The sequence below is a fragment of the Bacillus sp. EB106-08-02-XG196 genome (assembly GCF_013396335.1).
In the GTDB taxonomy this organism is placed as follows: Bacteria; Bacillota; Bacilli; order Bacillales; family Cytobacillaceae; genus Neobacillus.
Map to the genome: position 1 here is coordinate 38628 of NZ_JABWSY010000026.1, position 17476 is coordinate 56103.

14 protein-coding genes are annotated in these 17476 nt (G+C 37.1%); 9 read left to right on the top strand and 5 right to left on the bottom strand.

The features are described from left to right. Window positions 1–67 precede the first annotated feature (67 nt). From MLOOGBEN_RS27460 to MLOOGBEN_RS29525, 4 genes are all read left to right on the top strand, one after another. Entirely contained in the window at window positions 68–1354 is a 1287-nt protein-coding gene (locus tag MLOOGBEN_RS27460) for a hypothetical protein (RefSeq protein ID WP_218781355.1), read from the top strand. Between the two features lie 178 nt (window positions 1355–1532). Continuing rightward, window positions 1533–3056: a Na+/H+ antiporter NhaC family protein gene (locus MLOOGBEN_RS27465; protein WP_179161432.1), complete on the top strand. Its 1524-nt coding sequence runs from the start codon at window positions 1533–1535 to the stop codon at window positions 3054–3056. Continuing rightward, window positions 3057–4385, top strand: coding sequence for an argininosuccinate lyase (gene argH, locus MLOOGBEN_RS27470; RefSeq protein WP_179161433.1), 1329 nt, complete (start codon window positions 3057–3059; stop codon window positions 4383–4385). A 320-nt stretch (window positions 4386–4705) separates the two neighbouring features. Then, on the top strand, window positions 4706–4834 hold the full coding sequence (locus MLOOGBEN_RS29525) for a hypothetical protein (protein WP_256989295.1): 129 nt from the start codon (window positions 4706–4708) through the stop codon (window positions 4832–4834). A gap of 191 nt (window positions 4835–5025) precedes the next feature. On the opposite strand, the gene MLOOGBEN_RS27475 is transcribed toward MLOOGBEN_RS29525, so the two are convergent. From MLOOGBEN_RS27475 to MLOOGBEN_RS27485, 3 genes are all read right to left on the bottom strand, one after another. Continuing rightward, a complete protein-coding gene (locus tag MLOOGBEN_RS27475; RefSeq protein WP_179161434.1) occupies window positions 5026–6099 on the bottom strand; it encodes an FUSC family protein in 1074 nt (357 codons plus the stop codon). Between the two features lie 188 nt (window positions 6100–6287). Continuing rightward, window positions 6288–10757 carry a glutamate synthase-related protein gene (locus MLOOGBEN_RS27480; RefSeq protein WP_179161435.1) on the bottom strand — a complete coding sequence of 1490 codons (4470 nt, stop codon included), beginning with the start codon at window positions 10755–10757 and terminating at the stop codon, window positions 6288–6290. A 300-nt stretch (window positions 10758–11057) separates the two neighbouring features. Then, entirely contained in the window at window positions 11058–12353 is a 1296-nt protein-coding gene (locus MLOOGBEN_RS27485) for a glutamate-1-semialdehyde 2,1-aminomutase (RefSeq protein WP_179161436.1), read from the bottom strand. 177 nt (window positions 12354–12530) lie between these two features. Here MLOOGBEN_RS27485 and MLOOGBEN_RS27490 point away from each other — a divergent pair, with 177 nt between their 5' ends. After that, window positions 12531–12932: an ion channel gene (locus MLOOGBEN_RS27490; RefSeq protein WP_368737832.1), complete on the top strand. Its 402-nt coding sequence runs from the start codon at window positions 12531–12533 to the stop codon at window positions 12930–12932. A gap of 77 nt (window positions 12933–13009) precedes the next feature. Further along, window positions 13010–13480, top strand: a complete 471-nt coding sequence (bcp, locus tag MLOOGBEN_RS27495) for a thioredoxin-dependent thiol peroxidase (protein ID WP_179161437.1) — start codon at window positions 13010–13012, stop codon at window positions 13478–13480. Window positions 13481–13569: 89 nt separating this feature from the next. On the opposite strand, the gene MLOOGBEN_RS27500 is transcribed toward bcp, so the two are convergent. Further along, entirely contained in the window at window positions 13570–14328 is a 759-nt protein-coding gene (locus tag MLOOGBEN_RS27500) for an IclR family transcriptional regulator (protein WP_179161438.1), read from the bottom strand. A gap of 383 nt (window positions 14329–14711) precedes the next feature. On the opposite strand from MLOOGBEN_RS27500, the gene MLOOGBEN_RS27505 reads away from it, so the two are divergent. Beyond that, a complete protein-coding gene (locus tag MLOOGBEN_RS27505) occupies window positions 14712–15269 on the top strand; it encodes a cob(I)yrinic acid a,c-diamide adenosyltransferase (RefSeq protein ID WP_179161439.1) in 558 nt (185 codons plus the stop codon). Window positions 15270–15372: 103 nt separating this feature from the next. After that, complete coding sequence (gene perR / locus MLOOGBEN_RS27510) at window positions 15373–15810, top strand: peroxide-responsive transcriptional repressor PerR (protein WP_179161440.1); 438 nt, start codon at window positions 15373–15375, stop codon at window positions 15808–15810. Between the two features lie 35 nt (window positions 15811–15845). Here the strand turns inward: perR and MLOOGBEN_RS27515 are convergent, their stop codons facing one another. After that, on the bottom strand, window positions 15846–16199 hold the full coding sequence (locus tag MLOOGBEN_RS27515) for a YgzB family protein (protein ID WP_179161446.1): 354 nt from the start codon (window positions 16197–16199) through the stop codon (window positions 15846–15848). 147 nt (window positions 16200–16346) lie between these two features. Here MLOOGBEN_RS27515 and MLOOGBEN_RS27520 point away from each other — a divergent pair, with 147 nt between their 5' ends. Next, complete coding sequence (locus tag MLOOGBEN_RS27520) at window positions 16347–17222, top strand: nucleotidyltransferase-like protein (RefSeq protein ID WP_179161441.1); 876 nt, start codon at window positions 16347–16349, stop codon at window positions 17220–17222. The last annotated feature ends 254 nt before the right edge of the window (window positions 17223–17476 follow it).

Consider the following 17476-nt stretch of genomic DNA (forward strand, 5'->3'; position numbering starts at 1 on the left):
ATGTGTATGATTAAGACTGAATCATGGTTATAAGTTCTTATAAAGGAGTGCTTTGTACATGCTTAGAGTGGGGGTCGTTGGTCCACAATCCACTGTAGAGAGAATATTGCATATTGGACAAGGCTTACATTTAGATGTGATTTTTCTAACATATCCATATGAAAAAGTTAGAGAAACAGAAGATCTAATAAAGAATAATCATAACAAGGTTGATTTTTGGATTTTCTCTGGAAGAATATCCTATAATATAGCATGCAAAGAGGTTAAAAATAAAGAACACCTTATTTTTATCGATCATACTGAAGCCGGTATTTTCAAAGGATTGATAGAGTTTGAGTACCAAACAAGTTCTTGTTTTGATCATTTTAGTATAGACGAGATATCCAAAAGCCATTTGGAGACGGCTTTTAACCAATTGTCTATAAAGCCTGAAAATATATTTCTCAAAACCTTTTCTGAGGATACTTCAACAAAAGAATTAATCCGTTTTCATCACCACTATTGGAAAAATGGTGAAACGAAAGGAGCCATCACTTGCTATGAAGAAGTATATTTACAGCTAAAAAAAATGGGTATCCCTTCATTTAGGATCTCAACAAGTGATATCGAAATCATGCATACTTTAAATATTCTTTCTGAAAAAATAAAGACTTTCTACTTTAGGGACTCCCAAGTAGCCGTCCAAGTATTTGAAATGGTTAATTTAGAAAGTCATTTCAAAGGTTCAAAACAAACTTATCAACTGCAGTCTATGGAATTGAAGTTGAAAGAAATATTACTCCATTTAAGTGAACACTTAAATGGTTCACTTATTGAAAAAGGACTTGGACGATACTTAATTTTTAGCTCACGCGGTGACAGTGAAAGAGAAATTCAAAAAATTGAAGAAACAGTAAACAAACTTATATTAGAATCTGGATTAAAAGTGGGTGTTGGAATCGGTTATGGCGAAACGGTTTTCTCTGCTGAATTAAATGCAAACAATGCGCTAATTCAATCCAAGGAAAGAGTTGGTTCCATAATCATTGTTCAGGAAAATGGCGAAATCGTTGAAGCAGAAAGTGAAAATACTGAAACGATTGATTTTCCATACTTTAACGATAAAAACTTCAGGAATAAACTCAAAAAAGCAAAAATTAACATAAAACATTATATCGAAATATTTGCTTTCATAAAAAAGTCAGGAGTAAAGGATTTTACTGTCAAAGATATTTCCATTCAACTTTCTAAAGATGAAAGAAATACAAGACGTTTAATTGAAAACCTATGTGATGCTGGGTTAGCTGATTGCATCGGTTTGGAACCATATCCAACAAGAGGAAGACCAAGACGCATATATAAATTGATATATTAATCTAATAAAGATATTAGAAACTGTTGAGAATATTACTCAACAGTTTTTTTATAAAAAAAACAAAACCTAGGAACGATAAAAAAGTGATTGCAATTAATAAGGACGTTAAATATAATCAATTTAGGGTAAATTCTAAATATTTACCCTTTTATTTAATAAGGTTAAGGGGAGATTTTTTATGGATCATTTAGGTTGGGTGTCATTAATTCCACCAATCATTGCAGTCATTCTCGCAATCGTTACAAAAAATGTTATCGTTTCCCTATTCTCCGGTGCGTATATTGGAGTACTCATTCTTATGGGAGGGCATCCTATTGATGCAACAATGGAAACAATCGGAAATTACTTTTTTCCTTTAGTAGCAGATGGATACAATGCTGCAGTATTAGTTTTACTATTCTTCATTGGTGGATTTGTAGCATTAATGGAGAAATCAGGTGGTGGAACCGCACTTGCCTCTAGCGTTACAAAGTACATTAACACCAAAACAAAAACACAAATTTCCGCATGGATTGGCGGAATCATTATTTTCTTCTCCGATTTAGGTACACCTCTAATCGTCGGACCCGTTTTTGAAAAGATATTTGATAAAGCAAAGGTATCACGTGAAAAGCTCGCCTGGATTATCGATTCTACTTCATCCCCTGTTGCCGTTTTAATCCCTTTTATCGGATGGGGCGTATACATCATGGGGCTTATTAAAACAGAATTCGATGCGCTAAAAATCACTACTTCTGAATTTACTACACTTATTCAAGTAATTCCATTTCAGTTTTATGCGATATTAGCCGTTTCTATGGTACCACTTGTTGCGCTATTTAAATTAGATTTTGGACCGATGGCGAGAGCGGAAAGAAGGATCCAACAAACAGGAGAACTGTATTGGCCGGAGTCTAAGCCGCTTAGAAGAGCTGAAAATGTGGAGGAAGGTTCCAAAGGTGGAAGAGCAGTATTAATTTGGCTTCCGTTATTGGTATTATTCATTACGTTATTTGGATTATTAATCTCGTTCGGCTTCCCGTTCAAGCCTGTGCCAGGAAACGACTTCAGGGTTTCTTTAAGCGCAGCATATTTATTCGCGGCTGTGTCGATTGTCGTATTAATGCTTATCTATAAAGTGAAAAAATTCAGTGAAATCTTTGACATTTATACAACGGGAATGCAGAAAATGGTTTACGTTGCAGTCACCCTCGTTCTAGCATGGTCGCTTGGTAAAGTAATAAAAGAAATGGGTACAGCTTCCTTCATCGTCGAAATCATGAAAGGAAACGTTCCAGCTTACATCATCCCTGCTATCTTATTTCTTGTTGGAGTTGTGATATCTCTTGCATCCGGAACGTCTTGGGGAACATTTGCAATTATGCTCCCAATTGCCATTCCAATGGCAATTGGACTTGATGCACATTTGTTAGTTTGTATTGGGGCTGTACTATCTGGTGGAATCTTCGGGGATCACTGTTCTCCCATATCCGATACAACCATTCTATCGTCTACAGGGGCTGGCGCAGATCATATCGATCATGTGAAAACGCAGTTGCCATACGCATTCCTTAATGCAACAATTGCATTCATTGGTTTTATTGTAGCTGGAATTACAGGAAGTGCCTACACGTTAATCTTGACGTTAGTTCTGCTCATTGCAGTGGTCTTTATATTATCAAGAATTCAAGAAATAAAGAATAGAAAAGAGGTTGAAGTGTAAGTGAAACTTTGGGGCGGACGGTTCACTAAACGGGAAGATGAAATCATGGAGAAATTCAATACTTCTCTACCCGTAGACCATCGATTATATCATGAGGATATAACTGGAAGCATTGCACATGTATCCATGCTTATAAAATGTGAATTATTGACTGTGTCTGAAGGAAATTTACTAATTAACGGGCTTAAATCGATTTTAAAAGATATCGAGTTAGGATTATTGAAAGTGGAAGGGGAATATGAAGATATCCATTCTTTTGTGGAAATGAATTTGACGCAAAGAATTGGTGAGACAGGGAAAAAGCTTCATACTGCAAGAAGCCGGAATGACCAAGTCGCCGTTGACATGAGACTTTACGCAAAAAATACAGCTCAAGAAGTACTCATTTCTTTACAGCAGCTTATTCATTCATTAAATGAGAAGGCTGCAAATAATAATGTCATTATGCCTGGGTACACCCATTTGCAGCGTGCGCAAGTCGTTACATTCAGTCACCATCTTGGTGCGTACGCTCAAATGTTTAGCCGTGACAAAAAGAGGATCGAGAATGCCATTGAAATTTTAGATGAAAACCCACTTGGATGTGGTGCATTGGCAGGGACGACACATAATATCGACCGGGGAATAACGACTAACCTATTAGGTTTTTCTAAACCAGTAGATAACTTTTTAGATGGAGTAAGTGATCGTGATTACTTACTTGAGCTTATGTCCAGCTTTTCGATCATTATGATGCACTTGAGCCGATTAAGTGAAGAGCTAATTCTTTGGAGCAGCCAAGAATTCAAATTCATCGAAATGGATGATGCCTATTCAACTGGCAGCAGCATCATGCCTCAAAAGAAAAATCCGGATGCTGCTGAATTAATCAGAGGGAAAACAGGCAGAGTATATGGCTCACTTTTCTCACTACTGACGACATTGAAGGGATTGCCGCTCACCTATAACAAAGATATGCAGGAAGATAAAGAACAGTTTTTCGATGCACTTGATACAGTGATGGATTGCCTAGAAATCATGGCAAAAATGATTGATACCCTGCATGTAAAGGAAGAAAACATGAAGGCTGCCATAAAAGCAGGATTTTTAAATGCCACTGAAGTCGCCGATTACTTAGTAGGCAAAGGGACACCCTTTAGGGATGCCCACGAGATCGTCGGCAAAATCATCATTTATTGCGAGGATCAAAAGAAAGCCATTGAAGAATTAACAATCGAAGAATTAGCGAAATTCAGCAAAAGCATTGCGGATGACATTTACGAATACATCAACTATGAAAACATACTGAACAAAGGGAATAAAAAACTAATTAAGCAGAATTCTAAATAAATTTTTTCAGATAGGGCTAATCGAATGATTGGCCCTATTTTATTTTCTGGATGAAACAGTCCTTACTCTTAGCATCGCAGTAATCCCAATGGGAACGAAAACACATAAGGGCACAATATCAGCGTAATAGTGAACATTAGGGACATCGTTTGTTTGTGGCCTTGACTAACATATTTTAAACTATAATGTGAATTTTGAAGTATCCAGCCAGAACTATTCGCCAAATGAAGTAAAAAAATTCCTTGAATCCTTCGACTTAATTTCCAAGAAACTTTTGATGTTATTGAACTAAATGGTAGGCAGGTCCAGATGACCGTACCATGTCAATTGATACGGCTTTAATCTTTGGAAGAGATGATGGGCCTTCTGTTACGATTCATATGCGATTGAATAATACAAAAATAAAAGAAATAAAAGTATTAGGAGAGTCAGTAAAAAAAGATACGTAGAACATTTCACAGATGATTTTTCTAAGCAATATATGTATTGGATTGCATACACAAATGAAGAACCTACAGCCGATGACATTGAGGTTATAATGGAATGATGGATTTAAAAGAGCAGGCTTCTTTAATAAACGGGAGCTCTACCTGAATATGTATAAGCAAAAAAACTTACCAAACTCCGGTAAGTTTTTTTGTTATTCGATCTCCTTCTGTTCAATGGATACCTCATTGTGATGAAAGGAATGAAAGCTTGTTATCAAAGTATCAAGATGTTCGACCTGCTCCCCGTAATCAATGATGGAAGAGATTATCTGCATGGTATGATATAAATGCGGGTCGTCTTGATCACTGTAGAGCTTTTGATGAGTCAAGAATAACTCAAATAGTTCCTTTTTATTAATACAGGTATTCGTTTCACTATCCAAGGGTGTTGGCACTTTGCCAATAAACCGGAGCATTAACTGCTCATGATGGTAAATGACGCTGTCGAGCTGTTCCTGTATGGACTGTTGAAAGTCCTCAGGAAGATGAAGCATTTCATTTTCAAATCTATGGAGCTTCTTTAATGTATCAAGTGCTCTTTTGGCAGCGGAAGTCATTTGCCTGAAAATCACCAGTTTTCTAGATTTCTCAAAACTAGTTTTTTTGAAATAGCTTCTTTCTTCTTTATACATTAAATAAAACTGACTCATTTTTATCAAATTATCTTTTAATTTTTCAATATCAGCTTTCAACAAATTGTGGTCGAAGTCATGCCGAGTACTTAATCGTATCCAGCGAATAATTTCCTCTGTTGTTCCTGAAATCTTAAAATAAAGTTTATTTTCATATTTTGGCGGCAGGAAGACAAGGTTTACTACGAACGCGGAAAAGACACCAATCATAATCGTTGAGAATCGGATTCCGGCAAACGGAATAAAGTCAGTGCCAGGGGTTTCCATAATTGAAACTAGCGTAACAAGAGAAAGTCCAATAGTATTTTCAATTTTTAATTTAAGGTTGATAATAATTACAATTACAGCGGCTAAACCAATGATGATAATGTGATTTCCTAGTAGAAGGACAAAAATGACTGCAAGAATTGCCCCAATGAAATTTCCTTGTATTTGTTCAACAATCGTTAAATAAGAACGATAAATGGTTGGCTGAATCGCAAAGATTGCAGCAATACCTGCCAATACAGGAGTGGGTGAGTGTAGCAGCTGTGCTAAATAAAGGGATAAAACAATTGCAATTCCCGTTTTAAAGATGCGGGCACCTAACTTCATTCTATATAATTTCCTTTCAAATTTAAGTGGTGTGTACTTAGTTTACTTCATAATGAACATTTACGTACTATACATGGATTAAAACATTTAATCAAGAGATATTATATGAATTTATCAAGTAATAGTTAAGATATTTTTCAAACCACAAAAAAGAACGTCCGCTGTAAAAAGCGAACGTTCTTTTTATATCATTCTGTAGATACAGCAGGGTCAGCTTGTTCTTTTACTGGAACAATTTGAATAAAGTGATCTTCAGGGTTAGAAAGAAGTGCTCGAAGCTGATTAGCTTCTTCTGTCTGACCATCATTAGCAAGTACTTCGGTATATTTTCCAAGAAGCTCATTTACATCTTTTTTTCCATTTTCGGTTAAGCTCATGACTGAAACCTTAGCACCTTTCGCAATCCTTCTCATAATTGCTTGGGCTGTTAAACCAACCTCAGGCTGTTGGCGAACATAAACGACTCCACCAGTCATTCCGGCACAAATCCATGGACCTGGATCTCCTAACACTAAGCCGCGGCCGTTTGTCATGTATTCAAATGCAAAGCCTTTAATATTTGCATTGGCTCCAATATTTCCAGCTTCATTTTCAGGAAGTGGCTGCTTAACAGAGCCGCCAATAATCAAATCTGCACCTGAGAGACGAATACCTGCACGAGCATCAGCATTACCTTGAGCGACTAACAGACCTTTTTGTGCGCCATATCCAAAACCTTTTCCGACAGAACCGTTGTAATAGTTTCCATTTTTTCCTTTTGATTTAAGGATAAAGATATTGCCGCCAAAAGATGTTTTTCCAACACCATCTTGACCGCCGCCGTTAACAGTGATTTCAATTCCGCCGCTATTATAAGCTCCTAAGCCGTTTCCAGGAATGGAACCATTCTTGTACTTAAGCTGAACAGGAGGGAGCTGCTGGTATGAACCATCAAGTCTTCCGCGAACACGGTGACATGAAACTCTGCTTCCTAAGACGCGTTGTTCAGAAGTAACACTGTCAAATTCACGAGAAGAATGTAATTGGTCAACACTTGCGTCTAAATACTCGGCACCAACTGCCACTTGCATTTGGACTTCTTGGATAGCCTTTGTTTCTTCTGATTTTGAGAATTGGCTAATTTCTAGCGGTTTAAGTAGATAAGACAGGCTAAGCTGATTCTTTCCTTTCACCTGTTCTAATAAATCAGACCGTCCAACTGCATCCTGCAAGTTTGTAATCCCAACAGAGGCAGCAAGTGCTTTTAATTCACTTCCAAAGGATGAAAATAGATTCATGATTCCATTCACAGCTAAGTCCAACTGACGTGGAACAAAGCGGCGAAGTCCATGTTCCTTAGCTTGAACTTCAGATTCAATTTGGGTAGCAATACCAACGTGACAAGTATCTAAATGACATCCACGGCAAGTGGTACAGCCGATTGCCAGCATGGAAAGAGTTCCAAAACCAACGCGGTTTGCACCAAGGAGCATAACCTTCATGACGTCCATGGCACTCTTCATACCGCCATCTGCCCAAATTTCTACTTTATTACGAAGTCCGCTTTCAAGCAGGGCATTATGGGCTGCTTTTACACCGATTTCGACAGGAAGTCCAACGTGCTGAAGCGCATGGATTCTGGCAGCACCTGTACCACCGTCAAATCCGCTTAAGGTGATGATATCAGCACCTGCTTTCGCAATACCAACAGCTATGGTACCGATATTTGGGACAACAGGTACTTTTACTGCAATTCTCGCTTGGTCATTACCTGTTTTTAATTCTAGGATCATTTGGGCTAAATCTTCTATTGAATAGATATCATGGTTGTTTGATGGTGAAATTAAATCTGATCCGAGTGTAGCGTTACGTGCAGCAGCAACCTTAGCTGTTACCTTTGAACCAGGTAAGTGCCCGCCTTCACCTGGCTTTGCACCCTGCCCAATTTTAATTTCTAATAGATTAGAAGAGTTTAAAAGCTCAGCGTTGACTCCAAATCGTCCAGAGGCAATCTGCTGTCCTCTTGTTTTTGGATATTTACCAAGCATATCCTTGATTTCTCCGCCCTCACCATTTAGACTGACCATGTTTAGACGGTCAGCACCTTCAGCGTAAGCTCTAAAGGCAGTCTCATTTTGTGAGCCAAACGACATGGAAGAAATAATAAACGGCAAATCATGCTCGCCGACTGTAATATCAACGTCCGTTGGAGAAATGGCTTGATTGCTCTTCTTTAATTGAACTAAATGGCGAATCGTTGTTGGATTCTGCTCTTCTTGTTCACTAATTTTATCGCGGTAAGCACTATAATCACCTGTTGCTGCAACTTCACCAATAGCCTTCCAAATACGTGGGAAAAGGTGGAAGGTTTTTCCGACTCTTTCCTTCTCATTATGATAATCCTCAGCTCTTTGAAAAGCATCATTCTTCATTGCTTCATAATTATTCTCGATATCAGCAGAGCCGAAGAAGTTAACGATATTTAATACATTTGCAATCTCTTCGTGTAGACCAATACTTGAGAACAGTCTGCCATAGCCGCGTAATTCGTGAATACCAATGGTTGAAATTACTTTTTCAAGCCCCTTAGATAATGCATTATAAAGGTTAATTAAAGGTTTATTGGATTCATCCAGCACTGTCATGAACATGTAATAGGGGCTGATTAAATCTGCACCTAATCCAAAAACCGTTATCATGTCGTGCAGCGAACGAATGGACGCAGAGCGCAGCACGATAGAACAATTTCTTCTTACTTCTGCCTTTACCAATGCCTGATCAATAGCAGATGTAACTAAATGTGGATCAATCCAATAAAAATCCTCCTGATGTGCGTTCGCATCGTCAAGAACGATTAAACTCTTTCCAGAAACGGCTGCTTGAACGGCTTCTTCAGAAATTCTTGTTAAAGCAGTGTCGATATTCTCATCTTTTCTAAAGGTTGTTGAAATAAATGCAACCAGCTTTTCTTTTTGGAAATGCTGAATGACTTGGTCGAAGCTAGGTTGACCAATGGCTTCCGAGCAGCTATAACCTGCTTTTCCTTCTAATAGAAGGGGAGTTGTTAACTCTAGAACAGTTTCTGTCTTTTCATTTTTAAATAAATCAGGACGTTTCCCAATAATTACTCGAGTTGAAAAATGCTCCGTTTCTCGGTCGCGGTCAATCGCAGGATTCGTAACAACGGCTACACTTTCTTTAAAATAATCTGCAAGGTTTTTACGCTCAGGATTAAGAGCTGCAAGTGGTGCATCATGTCCAAGGGAACGAATCGGCTCGACACCTTTTTCAGCCATTTGCTCGATTAATTGAATGTGGTCTCTTTCCCAGCCAAAGGCCTTATATTGCCCATTGTGTATTTTATCTGGATAATTCATCGTAATTGTTTTTTCTAAAGCAGGTGCTTGTAAACGAACTCTTGAACCCTGGAGATTCAAGCGATTTGAATAGCGGTTATAAACTTCTCTTTGAAATTTGTCCTGCTCGTAAACTTCTAATCTACTATTGCTCCACTTAAAGCCGACTTTTTCACCAGGAGCTAGTGGCTTAGGGTCATTGACATACTCACTTGAAGGAATGATGCCTGGTTCGGATGAGAATAAATAAGAAGTTTCAGTTTCCAGCATCCAAAGTGGACGTAGACCAAGTGCATCGACACTAAAAACAGCTTCATCCCCATACCTAGAAATAATGCCAGCAGGACCCTGGGCAAAATGGCCCCATGCTTCGCGAATATAAGTATATAAGTCTTGTAAATCTTCTGAGTAGGCTTTTATTTCATTAATAATTGGCGGGAATAAAAGGTCGATTGCCTCGAATAACGTATATCCTTCACGGCAAATTAATGTTTCCATTGTCCTGCTTAAATCTTGTGAGTCACTTCCATCTTTAACGAGTGGAACACCAATCATCCTAGCTTCATCACGAAGCTTTGCAATGGTATTAATTTCTCCATTGTGTCCAAGAACACTAAATGGCTGAACTCGAAAAAAGCTTGAAAGTGTATTGGTGGAATAGCGGTTATGGCCAAGTGTTACGGTTGAGGCAACAATGGGACTAGCTAAATCCATATAGTAGCGAGGAAGAATATCTCCGGCACCCATAACTTTATAAACAGCATGATTTTGGCTTAGGGATGCAACATGAACAAATTCATTGGTTTCAAAATCTATAATTGCATCGAATAATACCTTGGTTAACTCTTGCCCTGCCTTTTTGGAGATACATGCAAACTGCCAGAAAACTGGATTTTCTTGAATGGCGATTGGGCCAAGAGCACTAGAGTCGGTAACCTGATTTGTTTCAAAGATAATTTCTAAATCGTAGTTTTTTAGTTTTTGAAGTAATTCTTGTTTAGTAGAGGCCCAGTTGGCTTTTTGGCTGATAAAAACATGCCCAATAGCAAAGCTATCTGCATCAGCTAGAGAGGGATCTACATTTGCATTTTGTAACTTTTCTTTCCATAGTGCCTTAGGAATATCAACATGTATTCCAACACCATCGCCCTCACCGTTTATAAAGCCAGCACGATGATTCATCGTAACAAGGGCATCTATGCAATCAAAAATGTTTTTTCTAGTAGGCTGCTTGTTCTTTTCAAGACAAGCTACAATTCCGCAGGCATCATGTTCATGCTTATGAAAATCTTTAAAAAGGGAAGGATTCCATCTTTCTGTCATATAAATTGGCTTTAGCGGAATTTCCTCTAAAGCCGCTTCACCTCCTATTTATCTTTTTAATGTGAGAAATTTTGACATATAAAGCACGGTTCAATAGAAAAATTTGTTTTAAGAATAATAAATTAATATTATCATAAGAATTTTCAGAAATCAAATAAATATACAAAAATGTGGATAGAAAAATCAGGAAAAAATATGGTTATAAAGTAAAGAAAAGTGATAATGTAAACGTTTTCAAGGGGAGATAACAAAATAAAGAGAGTGTTAACCACTCTCTTTTAGTGCATGAAAAATGTATATTTATTCACCTTTTAGTAGAGAAAATGCATTATTTACTGCATGAATAGTAGCTTCAATGTCCTCTTCTGTATGAGCAATGGTTAAGAACCAGGCTTCATATTTAGATGGCGCAAGGTTTATTCCTTGTTTTAACATTAACTTGAAGAATTTTCCAAAGATTTCACCGTCTGTATTTTCTGCTTGCTCATAGTTTTCAATTTTTTCATTTGTAAAATAAACGGTAAAAGCACCCTTTAAACGATTAATCGTAATTTGGATACCGTGCTCTTTTGCAGCTTCTAGAATTCCTTCCTCAAGCATTGCCCCTAAACGATCAAGGTAGTCATAAACCCCTTCTTGCTTTAATACTTCGAGACATGCGATTCCAGAAAGAATGGAGGCTGGATTTCCTGCCATCGTTCCTGCTTGATAGGCAGGTCCAAGTGGTGCCACTTTTTCCATAATTTCCTTGCGTCCACCATATGCTCCAATTGGCAGACCTCCGCCTATAATTTTTCCAAGAGCTGTTAAATCAGGCTGAATACCTAATAAGTCCTGTGCACCTCCATACATAAAGCGGAAAGCGGTAATGACTTCATCATAGATAACAAGTGCCCCTGCGGCATGGGTAAGATCGTTCACCTGCTGTAAAAACCCAGGTTTTGGTTCCACAATTCCAAAGTTCCCGACAATGGGTTCCACTAAAACAGCTGCAATTTGGTCGCCCCATTTTTCTAATGCTTCTTTAAAAGGTTCAATATCATTAAATGGAACCGTAATCACTTCTTGGGCAATACTCCTTGGAACACCAGCAGAATCAGGGGTTCCGAGCGTAGCTGGTCCTGACCCGGCAGCAACGAGAACAAGATCCGAGTGACCATGATAACATCCAGCAAACTTGATAATCTTATCTCTTCCTGTATAGGCACGGGCAACACGAATCGTCGTCATGACAGCTTCAGTACCTGAATTCACAAATCGAACCTTTTCTAAAAAGGGCATGGCTTCCTTCAGCATTTTTGCATACTTTACCTCATGTGGGGTTGGAGTACCATAAAGAACTCCGCTCTCTGCCGCCTTTTTAATCGCTTCTGTAATATGAGGGTGAGCATGACCTGTGATAATTGGTCCGTAAGCAGCAAGATAATCGATATATTGGTTTCCATCGACATCATAAAAATAAGCTCCTTGAGCCCGCTCCATCACCACTGGGGCACCGCCGCCTACAGCTTTGTAAGAACGAGATGGGCTGTTTACGCCGCCAACAATATGCTCTAACGCTTCATTATGTATACGTTCAGAATTTGTAAATTGCATTATTTTTCCTCCTTGAATTGGATTCCTTCCTAATAATAGCACTTTTTTAATCAACTTTTATTTGTTTTACTTTTGAAAAATTTTAGGGTCCCGCCACTTTAGCAAGGATTGTTGATATTTTATCGTCCAAGCCTGCATAGTTATAGATTAAATGAGGTCAAGTTGAGGTGGCGGCAGGTGTTCTATTTCTTACTACCAATTGTTATCTTCTGTATTTTTATGAGTATAAGAACGTTGTTTATTCCAAACACAATAAAAGGGAAGTTTGTATCGATTGAAAATGCACTTTTTTTAGGGTCCATCTATTTAACTGTTATTCTTGGGTTTGGGCTCATCTATTTATTGTTCGAATTAAAGGGTGTGTCATTGCTAGTAGAAACAAACCATGAAAATAACTATAACTTGTTTGAAACAAGCTTTTATTTCAGCGCTATGACATTATTTTCTGTTGGTAATGGAGATGTTGTTCCGCACGGGTTGGGCAGAATGGTTGCAGTTGTCGAGGCTTTAATCGGCTACACACTGCCTGCAGCCTTTGTTGCCCGTGCATTAATGGACCGAGAAGTTAAAATTGACTAAGAACTTAATAGTTGTGTTGTTGGGGAAGTTTGGTTAGGCTATGGAGGAGAAATATTTTCCATAGGGAGATGTATATCATGACTGTTGAGTTAGGGAAGCAAGCACCTGATTTTGAATTATTAGCTACTAATGGTGAAAAAGTAAAACTATCAGATTTTAATGGTGAAAATGTTGTATTATATTTTTATCCAAAGGATATGACACCTGGTTGTACCACTCAAGCATGTGACTTTAGAGATTTTCACAATGACTTTGCTCAGTTAAATTGCACGATTATTGGAATCAGTCCAGACCCTATAGCAAAGCATGAAAAGTTTATTGAAAAGTATAACTTACCCTTTTTACTATTATTTGATGAAGACCACCATGTTTCTGAATTGTATGAGGTTTGGAAATTAAAAAAGAATTTTGGTAACGAGTATATGGGTATTGAAAGATCTACCTTTGTCATTGATAAAGAAGGTAAAATAGCGAAAGAATGGCGAAAAGTGAAAGTAAAAGGGCATGTCGAAGAAGCGCTGCAGTATGTAAAAGAGAATCTAGTATAGTTTCCTGTGGCAAACACGAAAGAGCTTTACTTCAATTAGAAGTGAGCCCTTTTTTGTATGAAAAAAAAGGCGGGGAAATTCCCCGCATGTCATCGATAACCGAAACTACCTGAAATTTCTTTGCTGATATCTATCAAATAACGAGATAGTTCGTGATGTTCATTTTGAGGAATAACCTCTGAAAATCCTACAACGGTAACGGACCCAAGAAGTTTTTTCTTATAGTTTAATACCGGAATGGAAACGGATGACACCGATGGTACCAACGGTTCCCTTGCGAAGGAAACTTCTTTCTCTCTTATGGTTTTACATTCCTCTTCAAGCAAACCTACCTTTTCTGGAGGAATTTGCATAATTTCTTTCTCTTTCCATTCCCGAATCATTTGCTCATCCATGAAGGCCATGAACACTTTGCCTGATGCAGAGCGTAAGGGAAGTAAGGTTCCTATTTGGGCGCCAATATTTAACCCGCGATTTTTGTTCAATTCTTTAACAATCATAGGACCATTATGAGTCCAGCTTGAAAATAGAACGGTATTCGAAAACTTCTCGTTAATTTCATGCATAAAAGGTGTAATCCGGTCGATAACATTTTCTTGATCTACAGCAGCCATCCCATATTCAATCAACTTGCTCCCCAATACATATTCTCCCGTATCCTTGTAACGATACAGGATGCCTAATAGTGTGAAGGTATTCAAATATTTATAAAGATTACTTTTAGTAATCTGTGTTAACTCTTGAATATCGGAAAATTTTAGCGGACTGCCCTGTTGGGCGATTGCTTCAATAATACTCATCCCTACTTCTAATGATTGAATAGTCGTTCCTTTTTTAATGACTTCCATATTTAACCCCCTATAGACTTTAATTTCAATATTACCATAGCAGGGCGGCATTCTCGAATTAGAAATCGTCTTCTTCACAATCAGATTCGTATTCTTTGACCGTTTAGTAATTAAACAGCACCTGCTAAAGTGCATTCATCTCCGAATGTTGATGCCAGTGTCCGAGTATAGTTTTAATTTATAAGTACTATATAGCCTATTTTCTATAGAAAAGGCATTTGTCCAATGCAAACAACTGTAGATTGAATATCATTTTATTAGGGCATACCTCCTCAGATAAAACTTGTTGGGTCGATTATCGACCCTTTTTTTATTAAATTAATACCATTGGTTATGTACATATATTAGTATTAAGATATATGAACGATAATGGGGGAAATATAATGAAGATTTATACAAAAACCGGTGATAAAGGAACGACATCTTTAATTTATGGGCAAAGGGTTGCAAAAAATGACTTGCGGGTAGAAGCATATGGTACCTGCGATGAAACGAACACAATGATTGGACTTGCATTAAGTTATTTGAATGGTGAATCTTTTCAAAAGAAAGAATTAATAGAGAATGTGTATCATAAAATACAAACAAATCTGTTTCATGTTGGTGCAGAGCTGGCTACACCAAAGGGAAAGGAAGTAAAGTGGTCACTTAATCCTAGTGATATTGAGGAAATGGAAAAACATATTGATGAATTAAATGAATCACTTCCAGCCTTGACTAATTTTATCTTGCCTGGAGGACATTCAGCTGGTGCTGCATTTCATGTTGCTCGGACGACGGCGAGAAGAGCAGAAAGATGTGCCGTTTCTCTGGGGGAAGATGTTAATCCTCTTGTTTTGGCATATTTAAACAGGCTATCTGACCTGCTATTTGTAACGGCTCGTTTTGTAAATCATGTATTAGGGATTACCGAGCAAACGTTACACAATGAAAAAGAATAAACATTTACTTCATTATGATATAACAATATTGACAAAAGTATTAATTCCTTAGTAAACTAATTATAACAATTATAATTTAAGAATATTTTTGGAATAGAGGTGCATGACGATGAATCAGTTAAAAGAAGCGTTGGAAACTTTGAAGGAAACGGGAGTGCGTATAACTCCACAACGTCATGCGATACTTGAATTTTTAATAAACTCGATGTCACATCCTACAGCAGATGATATTTATAAAGCCTTAGAAGGGAAATTCCCTAATATGAGTGTGGCAACAGTTTACAATAATTTACGAGTATTTCGTGAAGTAGGTTTAGTAAAAGAATTAACATATGGTGATGCTTCAGCTCGCTTTGATTTTGTAACATCTCACCATTACCATGTGATTTGTGAGAGCTGTGGAAAAATTGTTGATTTTCATTACCCAGGACTAAATGAAGTAGAACAACTTGCTTCACATGTTACAGGCTTTAAAGTGAATAACCATCGAATGGAAGTTTACGGAACATGTCCTGAATGTACGAGTAAAGAAGTACATTAATACAGCAAAAAAAGCCGATTAAGAAAATCGGCTTTTTATTTTTTTGATTTTTTATTGTAAGATTCATCGAACTCTTTACCTACAAGGTTAGGATCAAGGGTTATAGGTTCTCGACAATGCATACACATATCTACTCTTCCAAGCATTTTTGTGTGTTTTCCGCAGGTTGGACATTTTACTTGTATTGTTTTAGTTGATAACATCCCAATCCAAAAATAAACAACAGTACTAGCAATAATGAATAAAAGTCCAATTAGCATGAAAATGGTCATAATAAGTGGAGAGTTACGAAAATAAATTCCACCATACATAACAATAAAACCAATAAAGATTAAGGATAATGCAAAACTACGGATTTTATTTATTTTACTTGAATATTTAGCCATAATTACTCCCTCCTAGACAAACTATACCATATTTACAACTCGTGAAAAAATGTTATGGTAAAGAATGTCGAAATTTGTCTTCTTAATAAGAAGGAGATTTATTATTACTGTCGAACATATAGTTTATCGAAAATTATGGAGGAATGATGAATGAAAGACATTCTTCGGCCCATTTATCAGGAACGGGCTAGTCAATCCAATACACTTGGAGTATTGATGGTAGAAAAAAGACATAAATCAAGCCATACCACAGACACTTTTGATGTAATACTTTTAATTATTGTAAAAGAGGGAGAGCAGCCACTATTAATAAAGCACTATACGTATAATGACAGCAAGGCGGCAATGCACATCGTCACAGAAGGACAATTAAATGATTGGCTACTATTAGGTACAAATCGAAAAATATTTGAATGGCTTCAAAATGCAAAGATATTGTTTGATCGAAATGAGTATATAGAAAATCTAAAAACAGAATTACGTGAATTTCCTTTTAATGGCCGTAAGGTAAAAATGGGCTTAGAATTTGCAAAATTGATAAGACGGTATATCGATGGAAAGGCACTCTTTGAAAACAAACAATATCTGGACGCATATAATTATGTTGTTCATTCTTTACACCACTTAGCAAGACTTGCTGTGATTGAAAATGGTCTTCATCCGGAATTAACAGTTTGGCTGCAGGTAAAACAAATTGAACCGGAAATTGTAAAATTATATGAAGAGCTTGTTAATAGTGAAGAGGCGATTGAAAAAAGGCTGGAGTTATTATTTTTAGCTAGTGAGTTTATGATTCACTCTCGAACGAAAGTTGGCTGTGCTCATCTTTTAGAGGTTCTAAGTACAAAGGAATATTGGACTTTCAACGAGATTCAAAATGAAAAAGAGTTAATTCCTTATTCTGTAGATTTAGCCGTTCTGGTTGAGTTTCTAATTGAAAAAGGATTAATAGATGTTGTTAGTCTTGATACAAAGGGACATGGGATATTTCATCGATGTTATCAGGTGAGTAAAAAATTATCGTAAAAAAACAATAAAAACTATTGACCTTTTGTGAGATACTTGATATATTAATAACCGTCGCTGCGAACGAATGATGCAAAGTTATTCGCGAGTGACGGTTTTCTTTTTTTAAAAATAATGTTGACACTGTGAAAAGAATTGTGTTATATTATGAAAGTCGCTTACGAGCGAAGAAAGAATTTGTTCTTTGAAAACTAAACAAACAAGAACGTCAACAAACAATTTTTTAGCTTTTTATAAAAGCTAAGCCAACGTAA

Bases quoted from the DNA above. Each gene is read 5' to 3' on its own strand.
- MLOOGBEN_RS27500 (WP_179161438.1), bottom strand. From the start codon at position 14,328: ATGGAAGTCATTAAAAAAGGAACGACTATTCAATCATTAGAAGTAGGG.
- MLOOGBEN_RS27485 (WP_179161436.1), bottom strand. From the start codon at position 12,353: ATGCAATTTACAAATTCTGAACGTATACATAATGAAGCGTTAGAGCAT.
- MLOOGBEN_RS27520 (WP_179161441.1), top strand. From the start codon at position 16,347: ATGAAAGACATTCTTCGGCCCATTTATCAGGAACGGGCTAGTCAATCC.
- MLOOGBEN_RS27465 (WP_179161432.1), top strand. From the start codon at position 1,533: ATGGATCATTTAGGTTGGGTGTCATTAATTCCACCAATCATTGCAGTC.
- MLOOGBEN_RS27475 (WP_179161434.1), bottom strand. From the start codon at position 6,099: ATGAAGTTAGGTGCCCGCATCTTTAAAACGGGAATTGCAATTGTTTTA.
- perR (WP_179161440.1), top strand. From the start codon at position 15,373: ATGACGATGAATCAGTTAAAAGAAGCGTTGGAAACTTTGAAGGAAACG.
- MLOOGBEN_RS27480 (WP_179161435.1), bottom strand. From the start codon at position 10,757: ATGACAGAAAGATGGAATCCTTCCCTTTTTAAAGATTTTCATAAGCAT.
- MLOOGBEN_RS29525 (WP_256989295.1), top strand. From the start codon at position 4,706: ATGTCAATTGATACGGCTTTAATCTTTGGAAGAGATGATGGGCCTTCT.
- MLOOGBEN_RS27505 (WP_179161439.1), top strand. From the start codon at position 14,712: ATGAAGATTTATACAAAAACCGGTGATAAAGGAACGACATCTTTAATT.
- bcp (WP_179161437.1), top strand. From the start codon at position 13,010: ATGACTGTTGAGTTAGGGAAGCAAGCACCTGATTTTGAATTATTAGCT.